Annotated in this window: 22 protein-coding genes, 1 pseudogene and 1 riboswitch; of the genes and pseudogenes, 12 read left to right on the forward strand and 11 right to left on the reverse strand. The window is 71.2% G+C overall.

Annotated elements, in window-relative coordinates; all coding sequences use genetic code 11:
• Window positions 1–20: 20 nt before the first annotated feature.
• The 5 genes from ACIQ8J_RS26205 to ACIQ8J_RS26225 are packed head-to-tail and all read right to left on the reverse strand — an operon-like array spanning window position 21 to window position 4,278.
• Entirely contained in the window at window positions 21–1,004 is a 984-nt protein-coding gene (locus ACIQ8J_RS26205) for a glycine betaine ABC transporter substrate-binding protein (protein ID WP_403274837.1), read from the reverse strand.
• Window positions 1,004–1,876, reverse strand: coding sequence for an ABC transporter permease (locus tag ACIQ8J_RS26210; protein ID WP_403274838.1), 873 nt, complete (start codon window positions 1,874–1,876; stop codon window positions 1,004–1,006). The genes ACIQ8J_RS26205 and ACIQ8J_RS26210 overlap by 1 nt, the downstream gene beginning before the upstream one ends.
• Window positions 1,873–3,114: an ABC transporter ATP-binding protein gene (locus tag ACIQ8J_RS26215; RefSeq protein ID WP_403274840.1), complete on the reverse strand. Its 1,242-nt coding sequence runs from the start codon at window positions 3,112–3,114 to the stop codon at window positions 1,873–1,875. The genes ACIQ8J_RS26210 and ACIQ8J_RS26215 overlap by 4 nt, the downstream gene beginning before the upstream one ends.
• Complete coding sequence (locus ACIQ8J_RS26220; RefSeq protein WP_403274842.1) at window positions 3,107–3,754, reverse strand: ABC transporter permease; 648 nt, start codon at window positions 3,752–3,754, stop codon at window positions 3,107–3,109. The genes ACIQ8J_RS26215 and ACIQ8J_RS26220 overlap by 8 nt, the downstream gene beginning before the upstream one ends.
• 17 nt (window positions 3,755–3,771) lie before the next feature.
• On the reverse strand, window positions 3,772–4,278 hold the full coding sequence (locus tag ACIQ8J_RS26225) for an Lrp/AsnC family transcriptional regulator (protein ID WP_403274844.1): 507 nt from the start codon (window positions 4,276–4,278) through the stop codon (window positions 3,772–3,774).
• Window positions 4,279–4,399: 121 nt separating this feature from the next.
• Here ACIQ8J_RS26225 and hppD point away from each other — a divergent pair, with 121 nt between their 5' ends.
• Complete coding sequence (hppD, locus tag ACIQ8J_RS26230) at window positions 4,400–5,542, forward strand: 4-hydroxyphenylpyruvate dioxygenase (protein WP_403274847.1); 1,143 nt, start codon at window positions 4,400–4,402, stop codon at window positions 5,540–5,542.
• A 100-nt stretch (window positions 5,543–5,642) separates the two neighbouring features.
• On the opposite strand, the gene ACIQ8J_RS26235 is transcribed toward hppD, so the two are convergent.
• Window positions 5,643–7,247 carry a tetratricopeptide repeat protein gene (locus ACIQ8J_RS26235; protein ID WP_403274849.1) on the reverse strand — a complete coding sequence of 535 codons (1,605 nt, stop codon included), beginning with the start codon at window positions 7,245–7,247 and terminating at the stop codon, window positions 5,643–5,645.
• A 98-nt stretch (window positions 7,248–7,345) separates the two neighbouring features.
• Between ACIQ8J_RS26235 and ACIQ8J_RS26240 the strand changes: the two genes are divergently transcribed.
• Complete coding sequence (locus tag ACIQ8J_RS26240; protein ID WP_403274851.1) at window positions 7,346–8,713, forward strand: FAD-binding oxidoreductase; 1,368 nt, start codon at window positions 7,346–7,348, stop codon at window positions 8,711–8,713.
• A 10-nt stretch (window positions 8,714–8,723) separates the two neighbouring features.
• Here the strand turns inward: ACIQ8J_RS26240 and ACIQ8J_RS26245 are convergent, their stop codons facing one another.
• Window positions 8,724–9,215, reverse strand: a complete 492-nt coding sequence (locus tag ACIQ8J_RS26245) for an SsgA family sporulation/cell division regulator (protein WP_403274852.1) — start codon at window positions 9,213–9,215, stop codon at window positions 8,724–8,726.
• A 152-nt stretch (window positions 9,216–9,367) separates the two neighbouring features.
• Window positions 9,368–10,534 (reverse strand): hypothetical protein, encoded by a 1,167-nt coding sequence (locus tag ACIQ8J_RS26250; RefSeq protein WP_403274854.1) that lies wholly within the window; start codon window positions 10,532–10,534, stop codon window positions 9,368–9,370.
• A gap of 301 nt (window positions 10,535–10,835) precedes the next feature.
• On the opposite strand from ACIQ8J_RS26250, the gene ACIQ8J_RS26255 reads away from it, so the two are divergent.
• Window positions 10,836–12,197, forward strand: a complete 1,362-nt coding sequence (locus ACIQ8J_RS26255; protein WP_403274855.1) for an RDD family protein — start codon at window positions 10,836–10,838, stop codon at window positions 12,195–12,197.
• 137 nt (window positions 12,198–12,334) lie between these two features.
• Window positions 12,335–13,093, forward strand: coding sequence for an RDD family protein (locus tag ACIQ8J_RS26260; RefSeq protein WP_403274857.1), 759 nt, complete (start codon window positions 12,335–12,337; stop codon window positions 13,091–13,093).
• Here the strand turns inward: ACIQ8J_RS26260 and ACIQ8J_RS26265 are convergent.
• Window positions 13,079–13,402, reverse strand: a complete 324-nt coding sequence (locus tag ACIQ8J_RS26265; protein ID WP_403274858.1) for a hypothetical protein — start codon at window positions 13,400–13,402, stop codon at window positions 13,079–13,081. The two genes, ACIQ8J_RS26260 and ACIQ8J_RS26265, sit on opposite strands and share 15 nt — an antisense overlap.
• 303 nt (window positions 13,403–13,705) lie before the next feature.
• Between ACIQ8J_RS26265 and ACIQ8J_RS26270 the strand changes: the two are divergent.
• A pseudogene (locus ACIQ8J_RS26270) lies at window positions 13,706–13,943 on the forward strand (protease); the annotation flags it as partial.
• Between the two features lie 136 nt (window positions 13,944–14,079).
• Complete coding sequence (locus ACIQ8J_RS26275) at window positions 14,080–14,382, forward strand: hypothetical protein (protein ID WP_403274860.1); 303 nt, start codon at window positions 14,080–14,082, stop codon at window positions 14,380–14,382.
• Window positions 14,383–14,497: 115 nt separating this feature from the next.
• Here ACIQ8J_RS26275 and ACIQ8J_RS26280 read toward each other — a convergent pair whose 3' ends face one another.
• Both ACIQ8J_RS26280 and ACIQ8J_RS26285 read right to left on the reverse strand, forming a co-directional pair.
• Complete coding sequence (locus tag ACIQ8J_RS26280) at window positions 14,498–15,085, reverse strand: isochorismatase family protein (protein WP_403274861.1); 588 nt, start codon at window positions 15,083–15,085, stop codon at window positions 14,498–14,500.
• 117 nt (window positions 15,086–15,202) lie between these two features.
• The gene (locus ACIQ8J_RS26285) at window positions 15,203–16,531 is read right to left on the reverse strand and encodes a nicotinate phosphoribosyltransferase (RefSeq protein WP_403274862.1); all 1,329 of its coding nucleotides are present in this window, start codon (window positions 16,529–16,531) and stop codon (window positions 15,203–15,205) included.
• Between the two features lie 235 nt (window positions 16,532–16,766).
• Between ACIQ8J_RS26285 and clpS the strand changes: the two genes are divergently transcribed.
• From clpS to ACIQ8J_RS26315, 6 genes are all read left to right on the forward strand, one after another.
• Window positions 16,767–17,072: an ATP-dependent Clp protease adapter ClpS gene (gene clpS / locus ACIQ8J_RS26290; RefSeq protein WP_403274865.1), complete on the forward strand. Its 306-nt coding sequence runs from the start codon at window positions 16,767–16,769 to the stop codon at window positions 17,070–17,072.
• Complete coding sequence (locus ACIQ8J_RS26295) at window positions 17,072–17,653, forward strand: DUF2017 domain-containing protein (RefSeq protein WP_403274866.1); 582 nt, start codon at window positions 17,072–17,074, stop codon at window positions 17,651–17,653. Before clpS ends, ACIQ8J_RS26295 begins: the two co-directional genes overlap by 1 nt.
• Window positions 17,654–17,973: 320 nt before the next feature.
• Window positions 17,974–19,443 (forward strand): amino acid permease, encoded by a 1,470-nt coding sequence (locus ACIQ8J_RS26300; protein WP_403274869.1) that lies wholly within the window; start codon window positions 17,974–17,976, stop codon window positions 19,441–19,443.
• An 85-nt stretch (window positions 19,444–19,528) separates the two neighbouring features.
• The gene (locus ACIQ8J_RS26305; protein ID WP_403274871.1) at window positions 19,529–19,951 is read left to right on the forward strand and encodes a Mov34/MPN/PAD-1 family protein; all 423 of its coding nucleotides are present in this window, start codon (window positions 19,529–19,531) and stop codon (window positions 19,949–19,951) included.
• A riboswitch (cobalamin riboswitch) is annotated at window positions 19,943–20,080 on the forward strand. Its footprint overlaps the gene before it by 9 nt.
• Window positions 20,081–20,117: 37 nt before the next feature.
• Window positions 20,118–21,098 carry an ABC transporter substrate-binding protein gene (locus tag ACIQ8J_RS26310; RefSeq protein ID WP_403274872.1) on the forward strand — a complete coding sequence of 327 codons (981 nt, stop codon included), beginning with the start codon at window positions 20,118–20,120 and terminating at the stop codon, window positions 21,096–21,098.
• Window positions 21,095–21,598 carry a hypothetical protein gene (locus tag ACIQ8J_RS26315; RefSeq protein WP_403274873.1) on the forward strand — a complete coding sequence of 168 codons (504 nt, stop codon included), beginning with the start codon at window positions 21,095–21,097 and terminating at the stop codon, window positions 21,596–21,598. Before ACIQ8J_RS26310 ends, ACIQ8J_RS26315 begins: the two co-directional genes overlap by 4 nt.
• Window positions 21,599–21,609: the final 11 nt, after the last annotated feature.

Here is a 21,609-nt window from a genome sequence, read left to right on the forward strand (position 1 = left end):
GGCCGTCCGAGCGGCACCGCTCACCCCTTCTTGACGAACCCCTGCTCCACCAGCCAGTCGAGCGCCACGTCGTGCGGGTCCTGGCCCGCCACGTCGACCTTGGCGTTCAGGTCCTGGGCGACCTGCGTGGTGAGCTTGGCGCTGACCGGGTCCAGGAGGGCGGCGATCGCCGGGTACTTCTCGTACGTCCTGCTGTGCAGCTCCGGCGCCGCGTTGTAGTTGGGGAAGAAGTGCCGGTCGTCCTGGAGGGTCGCCAGGTTCATCGCCTTGATCCGGCCGTCGGTGGTGAACACCTCGCCGAGCAGGCAGGAGCTGGACTTGGACACCTGGGTGTAGATGATCCCGGCGTCCATCTTCTGGATGTTGGAGGCGGGGACCGACATCCCGTACGCCTTCTGCATGCCGGGCAGTCCGTCCTCGCGCGAGGCGAACTCGTTCTCCACGCAGATCGTCACCGCCGAGGGATCCTTCTTCGACAGCGCGGCCACGTCCGAGAGCGTCCTGAGGTGGTACTTGGCGTTGTTGGCCTGGCTGATGCCCAGCGCGTAGGTGTTGTTGAGGGTCGACTGGGGCAGCCAGGTCACACCGTTCTTCAGATCGGCGTCGCGCACCGCCTGCCACTGCGCCTGCGGGTCGGTGATCGGCTTGCTGTTGCCCTGGTACGTGATCCACGCCGTGCCCGTGTACTCGTACATCGCATCCGCGTCACCCTTGACGACGGCCTCGCGCGCGCTGATCGAGCCGGGCAGGTTGGTGCGGTCGAGGACCTCGGCGCCGGCCGCCTTGAAGACCAGGCCGACCATCTGGCCCAGGATGATGTTCTCGCTGAAGTTCTTCGAAGTGACCGTCAGGGAAGCCCCCTTGAGGGGCAGGCCCCGGCCGACCGAGCCGGGCACCACGTCGTCCACCATCGGCGAGCCGGACTTGAGCCCGCAGCCGCAGACCACGGCGAGCAGCGCCAGCGAGCCCCCGGCGGCGGCCAGTGCCGTACGGAGGTGCCGCATCACTCCGCCTCCAGTCCGCGCGGGGTCAGCGCCACCTCGGCCAGCGAGGCCAGCCAGTCCACCAGCAGGGCGAGCGCCACCGTCAGGACGGAGCCGAGGACCAGGACCGGCATGCGCTGGGTCTGGATGCCGGAGGTGATCAGGTCGCCGAGGCCGCCACCGCCCCCGAAGGTGGCGAGCGTGGCGGTGCCCACGTTCAGGACGAGCGCGGTGCGCACACCCGCGAGGATCAGCGGGACGGCCAGGGGCAGTTCGACCTTGCCCAGGGTGCCGAGCGCCGACATGCCGATCCCCCGGGCCGCTTCGACCAGGTGGGGCTCGATGGCCCGCAGCCCGGCCACCGTGTTGGAGAGCACCGGGAGCACCGCGTAGATCACCATGCCGATGACGGCGGTGCCCGGACCGATGCCGAGCCAGATCACCAGGAGCGCGAGCAGGCCGATGGCCGGGGTGGCCTGGCCGATGTTGGCGATCGCGGTGACCGGCGGGGCGGCTCTGCTCACCCCGCGCCGGGTCAGCGCGATGCCCAGCGGAATCGCGATGACGAGCACCCAGAAGGTGGAGATCGCCGTCAGCTTGACGTGCTGCCACAGGCGCAGCTGGACGTTGCCGTTGGCGAGGGAGTTCTTGGCGATCGAGTCCAGGTGGGCGTTGGTGATCCAGAAGTACGTGATCAGGAGGACCACCACGAGCACGGCCGGCAGGAGGGCCAGTTTCTGCCAGGTGATCCGGCGGGCCGGTCCGCCCGCCGCCGGGCCCGGCTCCTCCTCCGCTTCCGCCTCCGGGTCCGGCAGCTCGTCGCGGAAGGCGTGGCCCTTGACCTCGTGCTCACCCGGCGGGCGTTCGGCGGGAGCGGGGCTCCTGGGCGTCATGACTGCTCCGCACCGCCCTCCAGCTCCTGTTCCGTCTGGTGGTGGCGGAGCTCCTCCAGGTCGTGCTGGTGCTCGATGGCGGCGAGCCGGTCGGCCTCCAGGAGCTCGTGCACGGAGTTCATCAGCGTCTCCATGTCCACGACGCCGATGTACTCGCCGCGCCGCCCGGTCACCGCGACCCGGCCGCCGGAGTCGATGAGGACCGCCTCCAGGGCGTCGTGCAGCGTGGCGTCCCTGGTCACCGTGTCGTGCACCAGCTGCCCCGCCCGCGCGAGCGAGCCCTTGGCGCGCATCAGGTCGCCGCGCCGCAGCCACTTGTAGGGCCGGTTCCTGCGGTCCAGCATGAGGAGCTCGTTGTGGGGGCCGCTGCGCAGCTTGTTGAAGATCGACTGGAGCGGGTCGTCCACGGTGACCGTGGGGAACTCCGCCATCTCCACATCCCGTACGCGGGTGAGGTTGAGCCGCTTGAGCGCCGCGCCCGCACCCACGAATCCGGAGACGAAGTCGTCGGCCGGGTTGGTCAGAATGGCCTCGGGCGTGTCGAATTGAGCGATGTGCGAGCGTTCGCGCAGCACCGCGATCCGGTCGCCCAGCTTGATCGCCTCGTCGAAGTCGTGGGTGACGAAGACGATCGTCTTGTGCAGCTCGTGCTGGAGGCGGATCAGTTCGTCCTGGAGGTGGTCCCGGGTGATCGGGTCGACCGCGCCGAACGGCTCGTCCATCAAGAGCACCGGCGGATCGGCCGCCAACGCCCGTGCCACGCCCACCCGTTGCTGCTGTCCGCCGGAGAGCTGGCGCGGATAGCGGCCGTGGAACTCGCGCGGATCGAGCCCGACCAGGTCGAGCATCTCCTCGACCCGGTCCTTCACCCTCGACTTGGACCAGCCGACCATCTTCGGTACGAGCGCGATGTTCTCGGCGACCGTCATGTGCGGGAACAGCCCGGACGACTGGATCGCGTACCCGACCTTGCGGCGCAGCTTCACCGGGTCGATGTCGGTGACGTCCTCGTCGTTGATCCGGATGCGACCGGACGACGGTTCGATCAATCGATTGATCATCTTGAGGGTGGTCGACTTCCCGCAGCCCGAAGGGCCCACGAAGATCACGGTCTCGCCGGCCTTGATCTCCATGTTGACGCTGTCCACCGAGGGGTTGGGGTTGCCCGCGTACCGCTTGGTGAGGTTCTCCAGCTGGATGGAGGCCCCCGAGGCCGAGGCGCTGCCGGACTCAGACACGGATCCCCCTCGGGATGGTGAGACGGCCGATCAGTACGTACGCCGCGTCGAAGAGCAGGGCGAGCACGACGATGCCGAGGGTGCCCGCGAGGACCTGGTTGATGGCGTTGGCGCTGCCGAGCGAGGCGATCCCGCGGAAGATCTCGTTGCCGAGCCCGGGGCCCGAGGCGTACGCCGCGATGGCCGCGATGCCCATCAGCATCTGCGTGGAGACCCGGATGCCGGTGAGGATCGGCGGCCAGGCCAGCGGGAGTTCGACCCGCGCCATGCGGGCCGTGCGCGACATGCCGATGCCCTTGGCCGCGTCCACCAGGGAGGGGTCGACACCGCGCAGGCCCACGATCGAGTTGCGGACGATCGGCAGCAGCCCGTACAGCGTCAGCGTGACGACGGTGGGCGCAACGCCGAGACCCACCAGCGGGATCAGCAGGCCGATCATGGCGAGCGAGGGGATGGTGAGGACCGTCGAGGTGGAGGTGATGGCGAGTCCCGCCGCCCAGCCGCTGCGGTAGGTGACCACACCGATGAGGATGCCGAGGACCGTCGCGATCACCATGCACTGGAACACCGCGCTCGCGTGCTGGAGGGCGTCGGTGAGCAGCTGTTGGTGCCTGCTGGACAGGTAGTCCCAGAAGCTCACACGCGCTCCCCTCGACCCTACGGTGCCCCGCCGCCCCGGCTCCCGGTCTCCCGGACGTCGTCCTGTGCGGCCTGCTCCACCAGCGGGATGATCCGCAGCGGGACCGGGTTCTCCATGACGATCGCCGTGGAGGCCCGGACGATGCCATCAAAACCGACAACCCGGTCGATCACACGTTGGAGATCGGCGTTGGAGCGGGCCACCAGGCGGCACAGCATGTCGCCGTGCCCGGTGGTCGTGTGCAGCTCCAGGACCTCGGGCACGGTCGCCAAGTGGGCCCGCACATCGGCCCCCTGGCCCTGTTTGATCTCCAGGGTGGCGAAGGCGGTGACCGGGTATCCGAGGGCGGCGGGATCGACATCGGGACCGAAGCCGCGAATGACTCCATTCGACTGAAGCCGGTCGAGCCGCGCCTGCACCGTGCCGCGCGCGACCCCCAGCCGCCGGGACGCCTCCAGGACCCCGATCCGGGGCTCGCGGGCGAGCAGCACGATCAGGCGCCCGTCCAGATGATCGATCGACATGCCCGCCTCCGGATGGTCATCATGTACAGAACGTCCTCCCATACTGGCCAGTCGCTGCACAGATTGACCAGTGGAATCGCGAACTATTGCGCAGCTTGCCGGACAGAGAGACTCTGCCGCCATGACTGAGACCATTCACACCCCCGAAACCGCGCGGCAGGCCGACCCCTTCCCGGTGAAGGGCATGGACGCGGTCGTCTTCGCCGTGGGCAATGCCAAGCAGGCCGCGCACTACTACTCGACGGCCTTCGGCATGAAGCTGGTCGCCTACTCCGGACCGGAGAACGGCAGCCGCGAGACCGCCAGCTACGTCCTGAGCAGCGGCGCCGCCCGCTTCGTGTTCACCTCCGTCATCAAGACCGCCACCGACCGGGGCCGCTTCCTCGCCGAGCACGTCGCCGAGCACGGCGACGGCGTGGTGGACCTCGCCATCGAGGTGCCGGACGCGCGGGCCGCGTACAAGTACGCCACCGAGCACGGCGCCACCGGCTTGGAGGAGCCGCACGAGATCAGCGACGAGCACGGCACCGTCGTCCTCGCCGCGATCGCCACGTACGGCAAGACCCGGCACACCCTGGTCGAACGCTCCGACTACACCGGCCCCTACCTGCCGGGCTTCGTCGAGGCCGCGCCGATGGTCGAGCCGGTCCAGAAGCGGATCTTCCAGGCGATCGACCACTGCGTCGGCAACGTCGAGCTCGGCAAGATGAACGAGTGGGTGGCGTTCTACAACAACGTCATGGGCTTCACCAACATGAAGGAGTTCGTGGGCGACGACATCGCCACCGAGTACTCCGCGCTCATGTCGAAGGTCGTCGCCGACGGCACCCGCAAGGTGAAGTTCCCGCTCAACGAGCCGGCCATCGCCAAGAAGAAGTCGCAGATCGACGAGTACCTGGAGTTCTACGGCGGCCCCGGCGTCCAGCACATCGCGCTCGCCACCAACGACATCGTCGCCTCGGTGAAGGCCATGCGGGCGGCCGGCGTCCAGTTCCTCGACACCCCCGACTCGTACTACGACACCCTCGGCGAGTGGGCCGGCGAGACCCGGGTGCCGGTCGAGGTGCTGCGCGAGCTGAAGATCCTGGTCGACCGCGACGAGGACGGCTATCTGCTGCAGATCTTCACCAAGCCGGTCCAGGACCGCCCGACCGTCTTCTTCGAGATGATCGAGCGGCACGGTTCGATGGGCTTCGGCAAGGGCAACTTCAAGGCGCTCTTCGAGGCGATCGAGCGCGAGCAGGAGAAGCGTGGCAACCTCTGACCCGCAACTGGTCACACCTGCGCGGTAATTGAGTTACCGTCACTACTCTGCGGCCCCACGGACCTGACCCGTGGGGCCGCAGTGCGCGCCGGGCGCGCGGTCAGCGGCGCCGGTGCGGCTTCGCGGGCTTGGCCGGGCGGGGCCTGCCGGGGCGGCGGCCCGTGTTGGAATTCGACGAGGAACCCGAGCCGGCCGAGGAGCCGGAGCCGCCCGAACCCGCCTGCTCGGCGGCCGCCACATAGCCGTACACGTCCCGCGGGCCGCCCTCCGGCGGTTCGCCGAGCGCGGCGAGCGCCTGCTTCGCCTGCGGCGCGAGCAGCGGGGAGAAGTACGGGTTGGTGCGCAGCGCGTCCTCCAGATGGCGCCGGGCCGCGCCCGTCTGGCCGAGCCGGCGCTCGATCGTGCCCTGGTGGTAGGCGAACAGGGCGTCGCGCACCCCCGAGTCGGTCGCCTTCCTCGCGTGGGCCAGCGCCTCCTCCGGATCTCCCGCCCGGTACATCGCCCACGCCAGCGCGTCCTCCGCCGCCGGGCTCGGATGCGCCCGCCACTCGGCTTCGAGCCGCTCCACCGCCGCGGGCGCCGCCCCGTGGTCGGCCTCGAACCGGCCGAGCACCACGGCGTCGTCCACCCCGTTGGCGCCGTCCCGCCCGGCGAGCTCGCGCAGCTTGTCGAACCAGGTCTTCGCATCGCCGTCCAGGCTCTGCGACTCGTACAACTCACCCAGTTCCAGGACGTATTCGGGCCGGGGGAGGCGGGCCACCGCCGCCAGGTAGTCGCGCTGGGCGTCCGCCTTGCGGCCGAGCGCCGCCTCGGCCCTGGCCCGGCCCGCGAGCGCCGCATTGGCCTCCGGGTCGGTGCGCAGCGCCGCCTCGTACTGCGCCAGGGCCCCCTCCGGCTCGCCCCGCTCCCACGCCAGATCACCCATCGCCACCAGGCAGGCCGCCTTCTGCGGGGCCGATCCGGCGTGCCCGACCGCCTCGTCGAGCATCGCCGACGCGTCCTCGCGCCAGCCCCGCTCCCGGTACACCTCGGCCGCCTGCGCGAACGAGGCCGAACCGCCCCGGAGTTCGAGCAGCTGCTCCACCGCCTTCGCGGCGGCCTTCGCGTCGCCGAGCCCGTTGTACGCCTCGATCAGCGCGGGATACACCGTCCAGCGGCCCGCCGCGCGGGCGTGCACCCCCTCGGCCAGGGTGCGCGCCGCCGCGTAGTCGTGCCGGACGTTGGCGAGCGACGCGAGCCCGATCTCCGCGTCCGCGTTGTCCTTCGGCCGCACTTCGAGGGAGCGCCGCAGCGCCCACTCGGCGCGCGGGTAGTACGAGGGGTCGGCGGCCCGTGCCCCCCGCTCCAGATAGGCCGAGCCGAGCACCGCCCAGGACGCGTCGTCGCCGGGATGGGTCCGTACCCAGGCGGCCCGGTCCGAGATGAGCGCGGTGAGATCGCCGACCGAGGCGGGCGCCCCCGCCGCCACCGCCGTCAGGGCCCGCGCCGCCGGACCCGGGGCGGGCGGCGGCGCCTTCGGCCCCCGGTCCTCCGGCATCAGCAGCACCACGCCGCCGATCAGCACGGCCGCCGCCAGCGCCACCAGGACGGCCCGCCTCAGGGCGCGCGGCGGCCCCGGCCGCCGCGAGGTCTGCCGCGCCGTGGCGGAGGCCGACAGCCAGGCCGCCCGCCGTGCCGAGTCCTGTTCGGTCTTAGCGATCTCCATGGCGCACACTGTGCGTCAATACGAAGAGCGCACCCGGCCCCGCCCGTCCGAGGCGGGAAAGGGTTCACACCGATGGCCCCGGGTGCCAGGCTGAGGACATGGACGATCTTCTCGAACGGCTGCGTGAGGAACTCCCGGCGGACGCCGTCATCACCGACCCGGACGTCACCGCCTCCTACGCCCACGACATGGCGAGCTTCTGCGCGGCGGGCAGTCCGGCGGTGGTCGTGCTGCCCCGCACCGTCGAGCAGGTCCAGCACGTGATGCGCACGGCGACGGCGCTGCGCGTGCCCGTCGTGCCGCAGGGCGCCCGCACCGGCCTGTCCGGCGCGGCCAACGCCAGCGACGGCTGCATCGTCCTCTCGCTCGTCAAGATGGACCGCATCCTGGAGATCAGCCCCGTCGACCGGATCGCGGTGGTCGAGCCCGGCGTCGTCAACGCCGTGCTGTCGCGCGAAGTCCATGAACACGGGCTCTACTACCCGCCGGATCCCTCCAGTTGGGAGACGTGCACCATCGGCGGGAACATCGGCACCGCGTCCGGCGGCCTGTGCTGTGTGAAGTACGGGGTGACGGCCGAGTACGTGCTCGGCCTGGAGGTCGTGCTCGCCGACGGTCGGCTCATGAGCACCGGCCGGCGCACCGCCAAGGGCGTCGCCGGATACGACCTGACCCGGCTGTTCGTCGGCTCCGAAGGCAGCCTCGGGATCGTCGTCAAGGCGGTGCTCGCGCTCAGGCCCGCGCCGCCGCAGCAGCTCGCGCTCGCCGCGGAGTTCGAGTCGGCCGCGGCCGCCTGCGCCGCCGTCGTGCAGATCATGGAGCGCGGGCACACCCCGTCCCTGCTCGAACTCATGGACCGCACCACCATCCAGGCCGTCAACCGCATGGCGAACATGGGGCTGCCCGACACCACCGAGGCCCTGCTGCTCGCCGCCTTCGACACCCCGCACGCGGCCGCCGACCTCGCCGCCGTCGGCGAGCTGTGCGCCGCCGCGGGCGCCACCCAGGTGGTCCCGGCCGAGGACGCCGCGGAATCCGAACTCCTCCTCCAGGCCCGCCGGTTGTCCCTCACCGCCCTCGAAACGATCAAAACGGCCACGATGATCGACGACGTGTGCGTTCCGCGGTCGAAGCTCGCCGCGATGCTCGAAGGAACAGCCTCGATCGCCGCGAAGTACGACCTGACCATCGGCGTCTGCGCGCACGCGGGCGACGGCAACACCCACCCCGTGGTCTGCTTCGACTCCGCCGACCAGGACGAGTCGCGGCGCGCCCGCGAGTCCTTCGACGAGATCATGGCGCTGGGTCTGGAGCTGGGCGGCACCATCACCGGCGAACACGGCGTCGGCGTACTGAAGAAGGAGTGGCTGGCCCGCGAACTCGGCCCGGTCGGTGTCGAGATGCAGCGCGCGGTCAAGCACGCCTTCGACCCGCTGGGCCTGCTGAATCCGGGCAAGCTCTTCTGACGTGGCGCTCTCACGCCCCCTCATCGGGGCGGGACTCGTCCGACGGCCACGGGTCGCGCAGCCACAGCTCGTCGCTCCCGACGCGGCCGGTGGTGGGGGCGAGCAGCTCGGCGAGGCCGTCGTCGATGCCGAGCTGCTCGGTCTCAGAGCCCGGCGGGACCACCCGCAGCGTCCGCTCCAGCCACGCCGACACCTGCGCGGACGGCGCTTCGAGCAGCGCGTCGCCGTCCGGCGAGCTCAGCGCCATCAGGATCACGCTGCGGCCCTCGACCTTGGTCGGCCAGATCCGCACATCGCCGTGCCCGCACGGCCGGAAGACCCCCTCGACCAGGAGCTCGCGCGCGAAGGTCCAGTTGACGGGCGTCTCGGAACTGATGTGGAAGGCGATGTGCACGGCATAGGGGTCGTCCGTGCGGTAGGTGAGGCGGGCCGGTACGGGGATGCTGCGCTCGGGCGACAGCACCAGTTTGAGTTCCAGTTCGCGTTCCACCACGGTGTGCATGAGGGGCCTCTCTTTCCCTTGCTGTACGCATTCGTACGAGGGCCCAGGAGCGGGCCGTACAGGGTGAGAGCGCGTTCCCCCGCGGTCATTACGCGACTTCGGGAAGTTTTTTTCTGAAGAGTCCTACCGGCGGCCCGGCGGCGGGCCCGCCGTCACGGCGGACCCGAGCCGTTCAGCCAGCTCGCACCGTACACCGCCGAGCCGAGGGCGAGGGCGGCGACGACGGGGACCGACCGGGACGCGCGCAGCCGGGCGAGCGCCACCGCCACCGGCAGCAGCAGCGGGAACGCGGGCAGCAGCAGACGGGGCTTGGAGCCGAAGTACCCCGATGAGCACAGCGCGAGGACCAGCACGATGCCGGTGTAGACGAGCAGGGGGAGCGGCTGGCGCCCGCGGACGCACACCACGTACGCCCCGATCGCGAGCGCCGTGCCGATGACCAGGCCGAGACCGGCGAGCACGACCGGCCGGCCATCGAGGTGGTCCGCGATGAACTCCCCGTACGCGAGGCCCCCGTCGAAGCCGTTGCCCCAGGCGGCCTGGACGTCGAGATACCCCAGCAGGCCGCCCTGGCGGGCGCCCACCCACAGCACATACCCCGCCGCGCCCAGCGGGGCGAGCACGGCCCCGGTGAGCATCCGCGCGTCGACGTGCCGGGTGCGCCGCGCCTCGACGGCGGCCCCCGCCCACAGCGCGGCGGCGACCGCCAGCCCCACCGGCCGGGTCAGACCGGCCAGCGACGCGAGCAGCCCGGCCTCGACCCAGCGGTGCCGCAGCACGCCGTACAGCGCCCAGGCGGAGAGCGCCACGAACAGGGCCTCGCTGTACGCCATCGACTGGACGATCCCGACCGGAACCGCCGCCCACAGCGCCACGATCAGGACTCCGGCCCGGTGACCGTGGAGGTGATGACCCGTCAGATACAGGCCCCAGGCGGCGGCCGGACCCGCGACCGCGCTGACCAGCAGGCCCGCGTCGGCCGGCTCCAGCGGGCTCACCGCGGCGACGGCCCGCTCCAGCCAGGGAAGCAGCGGGAAGAACGCCAGGTCGGACAGGACCCGGCCGTCCGGCGCGGTCAGCGTGAAGTCGTAACCGGACTCGGCGACCCGCACGTACCAGAGGGAGTCCCAGCGCGCGGACAGCAGCGTGTGGGCGTCATTTCCGGCGATACGGGACCACAGCGCCAGGACCAGCAGGCCGAGCGCGCGGACCGCCGCGAAGGCCGCGACCGCCGTCCAGGCCCGCCGCAGTGCGGGAGCCGCCGCCGGGGGGCCGACGGCCGCTTCGCTGCGACCGGTTCGACCAGACCCCACACGCATCGTCCACTCGCCTTCCTGACCGGCCGTTCCTGGCGCACCAGTTCGGTGCGCCACGACTGTACGCACTGGTGGGACCCGGTTCGTACGCACTGCCGGGAGCCCGGCCCGGAGCCCGGCCCCCGGCCGCGGTGCGGCCCCCGGCGTCGCTCGTACGCGGGCTTCCTCCCCGGCTTGCTCCTACCGGCCCCGGGTTCTTCGTTAATGTCCTCCTGGGACAAGCGGAAGCGTGCGATCGGCGGCTGGGCCGGGCGGCGCGCCGCGGCTGAGATCAAGTGTGCTGGATCGGAACGGAGTTGGGGACATGGCGGTTCCTCCTGACGGCGGCGGGAGCGGAGCCCGGGAAGGGTATTACCCAGATCCTTCGATTCCCGGATATGTCCGGTACTGGAACGGTGCCTCCTGGGTGCCCGGCACGAGCCGGCCCGCCCCGGCCCCGGGCGAGGCGCCGCCCACCCCGCCGACGGGCGCGGCCCCCGCGCCCGCCCCGGCCCTCGCGTCCGCGCCACCGGCCCCGGTGGCACCCGCCGAGGAGACGGGCCCGGTCTTCCTGGACGAGCCCGACGCCGGTCCCGCCCCTGCCGCGCAGGGACAGCAGCCCACCTGGCGCGCGGACGCCGCCCACCAGTCCGGCTTCGGCGGCGACCAGGACCGCCTGGTTTCCTGGGGCCGCCCGGTCGACCCGCGCGGACTGCCCGAAGCGGCCGACCCGCGCCGACTGCCCGACCCCCGGCGGCCCGAGGCCCCGCAGCCCCTACCGCCCGTCGCCCCCGCGCCGCACCAGCAGCGGCTCACCGGGGCCGTGCCGCCCGCCGCCGTCGACCCGGCGCCCGCGCGGGCCGCGCTGCCCGCCCCGGCCCGCCCGACGCCGACCGGCTACCGGGACGTCCCGCAGTCGCCCCCCGTACACATGCCCGCACAAGCCCCCGCACCAGCGCCCATCCCGCCGCAGCCGCAGCCGCCGCAGTCGTATCCCCAGCCCCAGCCGCAACCCCCCGCCCACTCCTCGTACCCCGGTCCCGGAGCGCTCGGCTCGCCGATGAGCGCGGGGGCCGGGGGAGGGGCCACCTCCTGGGCGCAGCAGGTGCACCAACTCGCTCAGCCGGAGCCGCAGGAACCGGTCGTGCCGTGGAAGCCCCCGGTGGTCGACCCGTTCCTCCAGGCCGCCCAGGCGCAGGCCGCGGCCAGGCCCGCCGGGCTCGGTCGGCGGCTCGCCGCGCGGCTCGTGGACACCGTGCTGCTCGGCAGCGTCGTCGCGGGCTTCGCCGTGCCGCTCATCACGCGGGCGGGCGACCACATCCAGGGCAAGATCGACGCGGCGAAGCTGTCGGGCCGGACGGTCACCGTCTACCTCCTCGACGGCACCACCGCGGGCTACGCCGGCATCGTCCTCGGCGCCTTCCTCCTCCTTGGGCTGCTGTACGAGGCGCTGCCCACCGCCAAGTGGGGCCGCACCCTCGGCAAGAAGCTGTGCGGGGTGCAGGTGCGCGGCATCGAGTCGTACGAGCCGCCGACGTTCGGCCAGGCGGTGCGCCGCTGGCTGGTCTACGGGGTGCTCGGCCTGCTCGCGGTCGGCGTGGTCAATGTGCTGTGGTGCCTGTTCGACCGGCCGTGGCGGCAGTGCTGGCACGACAAGGCGGCCCACACCTTCGTCGCCGAGGGTTAGCCGACGGTTAGAGGCCGGGTGTTGAAAGGGGAAGCGCCCGATCCGCCCGCCGCACCCCTGGCGCAATCCGGCCCGATCCTCCCCCGAACGGCGTCCGTACCGTTGCGGGCGCCTCGCGCGCGCGGTGCACTACGGCCATGAGCACCGATCAGCCGCCGCCCGATCAGCCGCCCGAGAACGACCCGTTCCTCAAGAAGCCGTCGGAACCTCCGCAGAGCGGTTCTCCCCACGGCGCCTCGCAGCCGCCGCCCGCGGGGCCGCCGGGCGACTCCCCCTACGGCTCGGGCCCGCCGCCCGGCGGCGGGGGTCCGTACGGCTCGCCGCCTCCCCCCGGTGGCGGATCGCCGTACGGCAGCGCCCCGCCACCGCCGTCCGACCCCTACGGGGGCCAGTACGGCGGTGTCGACCCGCTGGCCGGAATGCCGCCGCTCGCCGACTACGGCAAGCGGTTCCTGGCCCGCTTCATCGACTTCCTCATCATCGCCGTCCCGCTCGGTCTGATCGAATGGGCGACCAGCAAGCGGATCGTCATCGCCACGAGCAACAGCGATTCGGGCACCGAGGTGATCAGCAAGGCGTACTCCGGCAGCGGGCTGCTCTGGCTGCTGATCTCGCTCGCCGCCTACATCGGCTACGACACCCTGATGGTGTCGAAGTCCGGCCAGACCCTCGGCAAGAAGTGGCTGGGGCTCAGGGTCGCGATGCTCAACGACGGCAGTGTGCCCACCACCAACGCCGCGCTCGCGCGGGCCGCCGTGCTGTGGGCACCGTTCGTGATCTGCTGCTACTGCCTGTGGGACATCATCCTGATCATCACGATCATGGCGGACAAGCCGTACCGGCAGGGCTGGCACGACAAGGCCGGGAAGACGGTGGTGGTCTCAGCCGCGCAGTGAGTGCTCACGCCTGGGCTGCCGCTGGGGGCCCGGGACCCTCAGGGCGGCGGAAGTCTCCACGACGGCCGCACGGTTCGCAGGCGCCGGGGTACCGGCCCGCACCGTGCGGCCGTCGGCGTCCGCGCGCACCCGGCGGGGCAGCGGCATCGGCACGGTGACGGCGACGAGCAGGCCGAGCAGCAGCGCGGCGAGCACTATGACGGCCACTCCGACCCCGGACTCGGTCCGTGAGAGCAGCAGCATGGCGACGGTCGAGAAGACGACGGTGGCCGAACCGTAGGAGAGCTGTGCGGCAGTGGGACGCGGCATGGCGTTATCCGTCCTGATGGTTCGGATAGGGGGGTGAGCCTCTCAACCGTTCTCAACCGGCCGACGTGACAACCGGATCGCACTGTCAAGCGACTCTACGACGGTCCATGCCCGAGCGGAACTGCTGGTAAGCGTGACCTAACCCACGGTGCCGGAGCACGGGGGGCGCACGGAGTCATTCCGCGACGCGCCACCGTCCGCATGCCGAGACGCGCGCACCCGTTGTCGCCGCGCACCCGGCCCAGCCGGGTCGAGCGCTACCCGTACCAGAAAGGGCCTGCTCGTCCGGCTCTGGGACCTCTCGCGCCCTTCAGTGCGTACCCGACGGACGGCTTCACCCCCGCACAAGGCGGACGTCGCGACCAAGATCGGTCCGCAGTCCGGCGTCCCGGTCTTCGACGACCACCGCGGGAAGTACTGGCACGAGGAGAACCCGACCGGAAGCGTCAAGGTTCCTGACACCAAGACCCGGATCTCCATCGTCCACCAGCCGCTGGACGGCTCGACGATCACCGTGAAGGTCGGCCGCTCGACCAAGTAATTCTCAAAACCGCAGGTCAGGCCATGATCGGCCGTCGCCCTCTAGCGGGGCGACGGCCGGTCGTGTTTAGGTGCGTCCTACGAGTCCTTATTGACAGCGAGTCCAACGCGTCGTCCTACAGGGGGAGTGGTCCGGCATGCCCGGCGGAGGTTTCTGCAAGTTGCCCGGCGGCAGCGTCGTGGTGGCGCTCACGCTGCCGAACCCGGCGGCGCCCGGCACGAACGTGCGGGTCCTGGTGCACGCGGTCAACCGCGCCCGCGCCCTGACGAGGCTGCGCAACCTCGGCCTGCGCGCGGTCTACCTGCGCGGCAACACCCAGCCGCCGACCCTGGACGAGATCACCGCCGTCCTCCACCACCCCGACGGCCTCCTGTGGCGCACCACCCCGGAGGCGACGGCGGAAGAACTGTGGCACCCGATACGGGCGCTGCTGAGGTAGTCATCGCGCCCCGCGAACAGCCCCGCGCGGCGGAAAATCAAGCCTCTCCGGCGCTTGAGGAGCGGGGTCCGGGGCGGAGCCCCGTGCCGACGGGCCACGGAAGGCCGCCGGGAGCTCAGACCACGGGTTTGCCGGACAGCTCGACACCCGCGGCCCGCATCTCCTCCAGCGCCCGGGACGTCGTGGGCTCGGCCACCCCCGCGGTCAGGTCGAGCAGCACATGGGTGGTGAACCCGGCCCGCACCGCGTCGAGCGCAGTCGCCCGCACGCAGTGGTCCGTGGCGATCCCCACCACGTCGACCTCGGTGACCTGGCGCGCCCGCAGCCAGTCCGCCAGCGAGACCCCGTTCTCGTCAAGACCTTCGAAGCCGCTGTACGCCGCCGCGTACGCCCCCTTGTCGAAGACCGCGTCGATCGCCCCGCAGGCGACGGCCGGCGCGAAGTTGGGGTGGAAGCCCACCCCCTCCGTACCGGCGACGCAGTGCACCGGCCAGGAGTGCTCGAAGTCGGGCGTGTCCGAGAAGTGCGTGCCCGGGTCGACGTGGTGGTCGCGGGTGGCCACCACATGGCGGTAGGCGGACCCGGCCGCCTGGCCCACCAGGTCGGTGATCGCGGCGGCGACGTCCGCGCCGCCCGCGACCGCGAGGGAGCCGCCCTCGCAGAAGTCGTTCTGGACGTCCACGACGATCAAGGCGCGGTGCATGTCGGCTGTCCTTCGGTCTGCGGGCCCCGCGGTCAGGGAGGGGCTGTTCTACGAGCGTAGAGACTTCGACCACCGCGCGGCAGGGGGCAAAGGGGGGCGGAAACCCGGCCGGGCCGCTCAGGCGTACTCGGTCGGGATGACCGGCTCGCCGCGCGACAGCTGGATCGCGGACATCGGCAGCGCGGCCAGCGCGTCGATGTGCCGCTGCCGGACGGTCTCCAGCGGTTCGCGGGCCACGACGGTGCCGCCCTTGACGAGCTCGACCAGGAGCTGGCGGTCGGCGAGCGCGGTCGGCACCGGCCCGGTGCCGATGACCTCGGCCTCGGCGATCCCGTACGCGTCGGAGCGGCGCGCGGCCCACTTGCGGCCGCCCATCGAGGACTTCGCGCCGAGCGACTTCTTGGCGACCGGGTGCAGCGGGGCCTTCGGGTCGGCGGACTGGGCGCGGGCGACCAGCTTGTAGACCATGGAGCAGGTCGGGTGCCCGGAGCCGGTGACCAGCTGGGTGCCGACGCCGTACGCGTCCACGGGGGCCGCGGCGAGCGAGGCGATGGCGTACTCGTCGAGGTCGGAGGTGACCACGATCTTGGTGTTGGTCGCGCCGAGCTCGTCGAGCTGCTGGCGCACCCGGTGGGCGACCAGGAGCAGGTCGCCGGAGTCGATGCGGACCGCGCCGAGCTCGGGTCCGGCGATCTCGACGGCGGCGCGGACCGCCTCGGCGACGTCGTACGTGTCGACCAGGAGGGTGGTGCCGCGGCCGAGCGAGTCGACCTGGGCCCGGAAGGCGTCCCGCTCGCTGTCGTGGAGCAGGGTGAAGGCGTGCGCGCTGGTGCCGACGGTCGGGATGCCGTAGCGGAAACCGGCCGCGAGGTCCGAGGTGGTGCTGAAGCCGCCGACGTAGGCGGCCCGCGCGGAGGCGACCGCGGACAGCTCGTGGGTGCGGCGCGCGCCCATCTCGATGAGCGGGCGCCCGCCGGCGGCGGCCGACATCCGGGACGCGGCGGCGGCGATCGCGGAGTCGTGGTTGAGGATGGAGAGGATCACGGTCTCCAGGAGCACGCACTCGGCGAAGGAGCCCTCGACGCGCAGGATCGGTGAGCCCGGGAAGTAGACCTCGCCCTCCGGGTAGCCCCAGATGTCACCGCTGAAGCGGTAGGAGGCCAGCCAGCGCAGGGTGGGCTCGTCCACGATGTCGCGGTCGCGCAGGAAGCCGAGCACGCCCGCGTCGAAGCGGAAGTTCTCGACGGCGTCCAGGACCCGTCCGGTACCCGCGACCACGCCGTACCGGCGGCCCTCGGGGAGCCTGCGGGTGAAGACCTCGAAGACCGAGCGCCGCTCGGCCGTGCCGGCCTTCAGCGCGGCCTGGAGCATCGTGAACTCGTACTGGTCGGTGAAGAGCGCTGTCGACGGCACGTCCACCGGCAGCCCAAGGTCCGCAGCGTTCACAACGAGCTACCTCGCACTTTCGTCCGGGCCGAGCACGGTTCGGCCGGGGATCCGGGGGCTGCCCCCGGGAGATGGGGCATGGGGGGATGCTACCCCGAATACTCGTCACTTTGACGATTTCTAGGAGCCCGTTTGTGCGATGACCCGCCCCGGGTGGCAGCATGGAGGCCGTGGCTGTGATTTCCGGGGGCGCCCCCCGGACCCCCGGCAGAAGAGATAAAGGTCGCCCAGAGCCGTGAGTGTTGCTCCCGTAGAGATCGAACGCCCCGAGTCGGCGGAGTCGAGCCAACCCGTCGCCGAACCCGATGTGCCCTGGGTGACGCTCGTCCACAACGACCCCGTCAATCTGATGAGCTACGTGCAGTACGTCTTCCAGTCCTACTTCGGCTACTCGAAGGACAAGGCCCACAAGCTGATGCTCGACGTGCACCACAAGGGCAGGGCCGTGGTCTCCAGCGGCAGCCGCGAGGAGATGGAACGCGACGTGCAGGCGATGCACGGCTACGGGCTGTGGGCCACGCTCTCCCAGGACCGCAACTGATGGCCGGGCACTTCGAGGTGCTCCCCGGCGGCGGCGCGGCCGTCGCGCTCGACGAGGTCGAGATCGCCATCCTGCGCTCGCTCGCGGTCCAGCTGCTCGAACTCGTCGGTCCCGGCGACGAACCGGCCGAGGGCGCCGACCCGCTCGCCGCGCTGTTCGCCGAGGGCCCGAGCGAGCCGCCCTCCGACCCGGCACTCGCCCGCCTCTTCCCCGACGCGTACGCCAGTGACGAGAGCGACGAACTGCGCGACAAGTCAAGCGAGTTCAGGCGCTTCACCGAGAACGACCTGCGCTCGCGCAAGCGGGCCGACGCGCTCGCGGTGGTCCACGGCCTCGACGCGCTGACCCCCAAGGGCGACGGCGGAGCTGTCCTGAAGCTGACCGCCGAGGACTCCCGGCACTGGCTGGGCGCGCTCAACGACCTGCGGCTGACCATCGGCACCCGCCTGGAGGTCACCGACGAGGACGAGAGCGGCGAGCTGTACCGGCTGCCGGACGACGATCCGCGCAAGCCGATGGTGATGGCCTATCTCTGGCTGGGTGTGCTGCAAGAAACACTCGTCGAAACGCTCATGCCCTGACCGATCGACCAGGAGATGGCTGTTCGCTCAGCGGACGCTCAAATCCGTATAACGATCCCATCACCGCATCGACCTGCTTTGTCACGTCGAGGGACTTTTGTCCGCTTCTTCCTGTGGGGTGCGCCACAGTGGCTGAAATGGATCACCCATAAGGCCGTGATAAATCTTCACGACCACCCGGGGACGCCACCCATGTTCCCCGGGGGCGCTTCGACCGGCTGACCGCCGGTGGCACTCCATCCACATCCGGGGGGATCAGGACCTGATCCGCCGCTTCGCGACCGAGGCGGGCGGGTCAGCATGGAGAAAGGCGCACCACCATGACCTCAGTGCAGGTCGACCAGCACGGCGACCGTCCTGCCGGCAATGAGGCCGCGGGGACCGACGTCGGCAACGGACCGGGCGAGGGCGCGGGCGAGGGATACCAGCGGGGCCTCGGGGCCCGGCAGATCCAGATGATCGCGATCGGCGGCGCCATCGGCACCGGCCTCTTCCTCGGCGCGGGCAAGGCCATCTCGAAGGCCGGGCCCAGCCTCATCCTGGCCTACGCCATCGCGGGCCTGGTCATCTTCTTCATCATGCGCGCGCTCGGCGAGCTGCTCATGTACCGCCCGGTGTCGGGCTCCTTCTCGGAGTACGCCCGGGAGTTCGTCGGCCCGTTCTGGGGCTTCGTCACCGGCTGGACGTACTGGCTCTTCTGGGTCGTCACCGGCATCACCGAAGTCACCGCGGCCGCCCAGTACATGTCGTTCTGGACCCACAACAGCGTGCCGCAATGGGCCTACGCGCTGGTCTTCACGCTCATCCTGTACGCCGTGAACCTGATCTCCGTGAAGCTCTTCGGCGAGCTGGAGTTCTGGTTCTCCATGGTCAAGGTGACCGCCATCGTCGGCATGATCCTGATCTGCGCCGGCATCCTCACCGTCGGCTTCTCGAACGCCGCGGACACCGCGTCGGTGTCCAACCTGTGGAACGACGGCGGCTTCTTCCCGCACGGCATCGGCTCCACGCTGATGACGCTCCAGATCGTGATGTTCGCCTTCCTCGCGGTCGAGCTGGTCGGCGTCACCGCCGGCGAGTCCAAGGACCCCGAGAAGACCCTGCCCAAGGCCATCAACACCGTGCCGTGGCGCATCGCCGTCTTCTACATCGGCGCGCTGATCATGATCCTCTCGGTCATCCCGTGGCACGAGTTCCAGCCGGGCGTGAGCCCCTTCGTCCTCGCCTTCGAGAAGATGGGCCTGGGCGTCGGCGCCGCGATCGTCAACTTCGTCGTCCTGACCGCCGCGCTCTCCTCCTGCAACTCGGGCATGTACTCCACCGGCCGCATGCTGCGCGACCTCGCGCTCAACGGCCAGGGCCCGAAGGTCTTCACCAAGCTGACCAAGAGCGGCACCCCGCTGGTCGGCACCACGGTCTCCGCCGCGCTGATGCTGGTCGGCGTCTGGATCAACTACGTCGCCCCCGGCAAGGCCTTCGACTACGTCGTCTCCTTCGCCACCATCTCCGGCATGTGGGCCTGGATCATGATCCTGGTCTGCCAGATCCGCTACCGCGCCCGGTCCGACCGCGGCGAACTGCCGAAGTCGACCTTCCGCGCCCCGGGCGCCCCGTGGAGCAGCTGGTTCGCGCTGCTCTTCATCGGCATGGTCATCGTGATGATGGGCATCGACAAGGACTCCCGCGTCTCGCTGTACTGCGCGCCGCTGTGGGGCCTGATCCTCGGCGTCTCCTACCTGGTCCTGCGGGCCAAGAACCCGGAGAACAAGGCGTTCGCCAAGCGCAGCTGAGGCTCTGACCTGCCAGTTCTCACCATGCGGGCCGTTCCGTACCATCACTCGGTACGGAACGGCCTGTCTGCTTATCCTTGCCGACATGCTGACCATCACCCAGGCCCTGTACGACCAGCTCGTCGCGCACGCCCGCGCCGACCACCCCGACGAGGCGTGCGGTGTGGTCGCCGGCCCGGCGGGCACCGGCCGCGCCGAGCGCTTCGTCCCGATGCTGAACGCGGCCCGCTCGCCCACCTTCTACGAGTTCGACTCCCAGGACCTCCTCAAGCTGTACCGCGAGATGGACGACCGCGACGAGGAGCCGGTGATCGTCTACCACTCCCACACGGCGACCGAGGCCTACCCCTCGCGCACCGACGTGACGTACGCGAACGAGCCCGGCGCCCACTACGTCCTGGTCTCGACGGCGGACACGGACGGGGCGGGGGAGTTCCAGTTCCGCTCGTACCGCATCGTGGACGGCGTGATCACGGAGGAAGACGTCAAGATCGTCGAGGCATACTGACCGTACGCAATTGACCGATTTGGGCGGCAGGAGCCAGGAAGCCGGTGTGAATCCGGCCCGGTCCCGCCACTGTGACCGGCGCTTGGCGGCGCCGGAAGTCAGGAACTGACCTGCCGCCTTCTCCCACCGACAGGGGACGTGGAAATCCCCTTGGAGGAGCTCAGCCATGCTCTGGCGCCGCGCGGCACTCGCCGCCGCCCTGCTGTTCCCGCTTGCCGCGTGCACGACCCCGCCGCGCCCCGACGCCGCGGGCGGCCCGGCCCCCGGCTTCCCGTACACGGTCACCAACTGCGGGGTGACGACCACGTTCACCGCGCCCCCGAAGCGGGCCGTGACGATGAACCAGCACGCCACGGAGGTGATGCTGGAGCTGGGCCTCGCCAAGTCCCTTGCCGGGACCGCCTACTTGGACGACAAGGTGCTGCCGAAGTACGAGCGGGACTACCGGTCGGTCCCGGTCCTCGCGGCCGAGTACCCCTCGTACGAGAAGCTCCTGTCCGCCAACCCGGACTACGTGTACGGCGGTTACGCCTCTGCGTTCTCGCCGAACGAGGGCCGCACGCGCGAGGCGCTGGCCAAGAGCGGCATCAAGACCCGCCTGAACGTGGAGAACTGCCCCAAGGGGGCCGCGACCACGATGGACGACGTGTACGAGGAGGTCCGCGAGGTCGGCCGGACCTTCGGGGTCGCGGACCGGGCCGAGTCGTGGGTGCGGTCGGCCGAGGCCGCCAACGCGCGCACCCGGACGGCGCTCGCGGGCGCGGCGCCGCTGTCCGTCTTCGTCTACGACAGCGGCGACAAGACGGCGTTCACGGCGGGCGGGAAGGGCATCGGCAACGACATCGTGACGCGGGCGGGCGGCCGCAACGTCTTCGCCGCCGATCTGAAGGACAAGTCCTTCGGGGACGCGAGCTGGGAAAACGTGGTGGCCCGCGCCCCCGAGGTCATCCTGATCCTGGACTACGGCGGCACGACGGCGGAGGCGAAGAAGCAACGCCTGCTCGCCGACCCGGCCCTGGCCTCGGTCCCGGTCGTCAAGAACAACCGCTTCGCGGTCCTCCCGCTCTCCGACATGGTGACGGGCGTCCGCGCCCCCCAAGCGGTGTCGAAACTCGCGGAACAGCTGCGCGGGGGGACGAAGCGATGAGAGCGGCAAGGGAGGCTGCCGCCGCGCGTTCGGCGGTGGTGCCGGGTTCGGCGGGGTGCGTGGCGGTGGGTTCGCGTTCGGTGGGGTGTGTCGCGGTGGGTTCGCGTTCGACGGTGGTGGTGCCGGGTTCGGTGGCGTGTGTCGTGGTCGGCTCGCGTCCGGCGGCGGTGTCGGGTTCGGCGGGGTGCGTCGTGGTCGGCTCGCGCTTGGCGGTGGTGCCGGGTCCGGCGGGGTGTGCAGTGGTCGCCCTGCGCCCGGCGGTGCTGGCGGGTTCGGCGGGGCGCGCCGTGGTGGGTTCGCGTTCGCCGGGGCGCGTCGTGGTCGGGCCGCGCCCGGCCGTGCTGCCCGGTTCGGCTGGGCGTCGCGTGGTCGGTCCGCAGTCGCCGACGGCGGGCGAGGGCCGGCGGGAGGAACCGCACCTGCCCTCCCGTCCGCACGGGTGGTGCGGGTGGGAGACGAGGGACCGGCCGGAGGCCGCAGCGTCCGGGGTGCGGCGGTGACCCCGCGTTGG

The organism is Streptomyces sp. NPDC094147 (assembly GCF_044764265.1).
Taxonomy (GTDB): Bacteria; Actinomycetota; Actinomycetes; order Streptomycetales; family Streptomycetaceae; genus Streptomyces.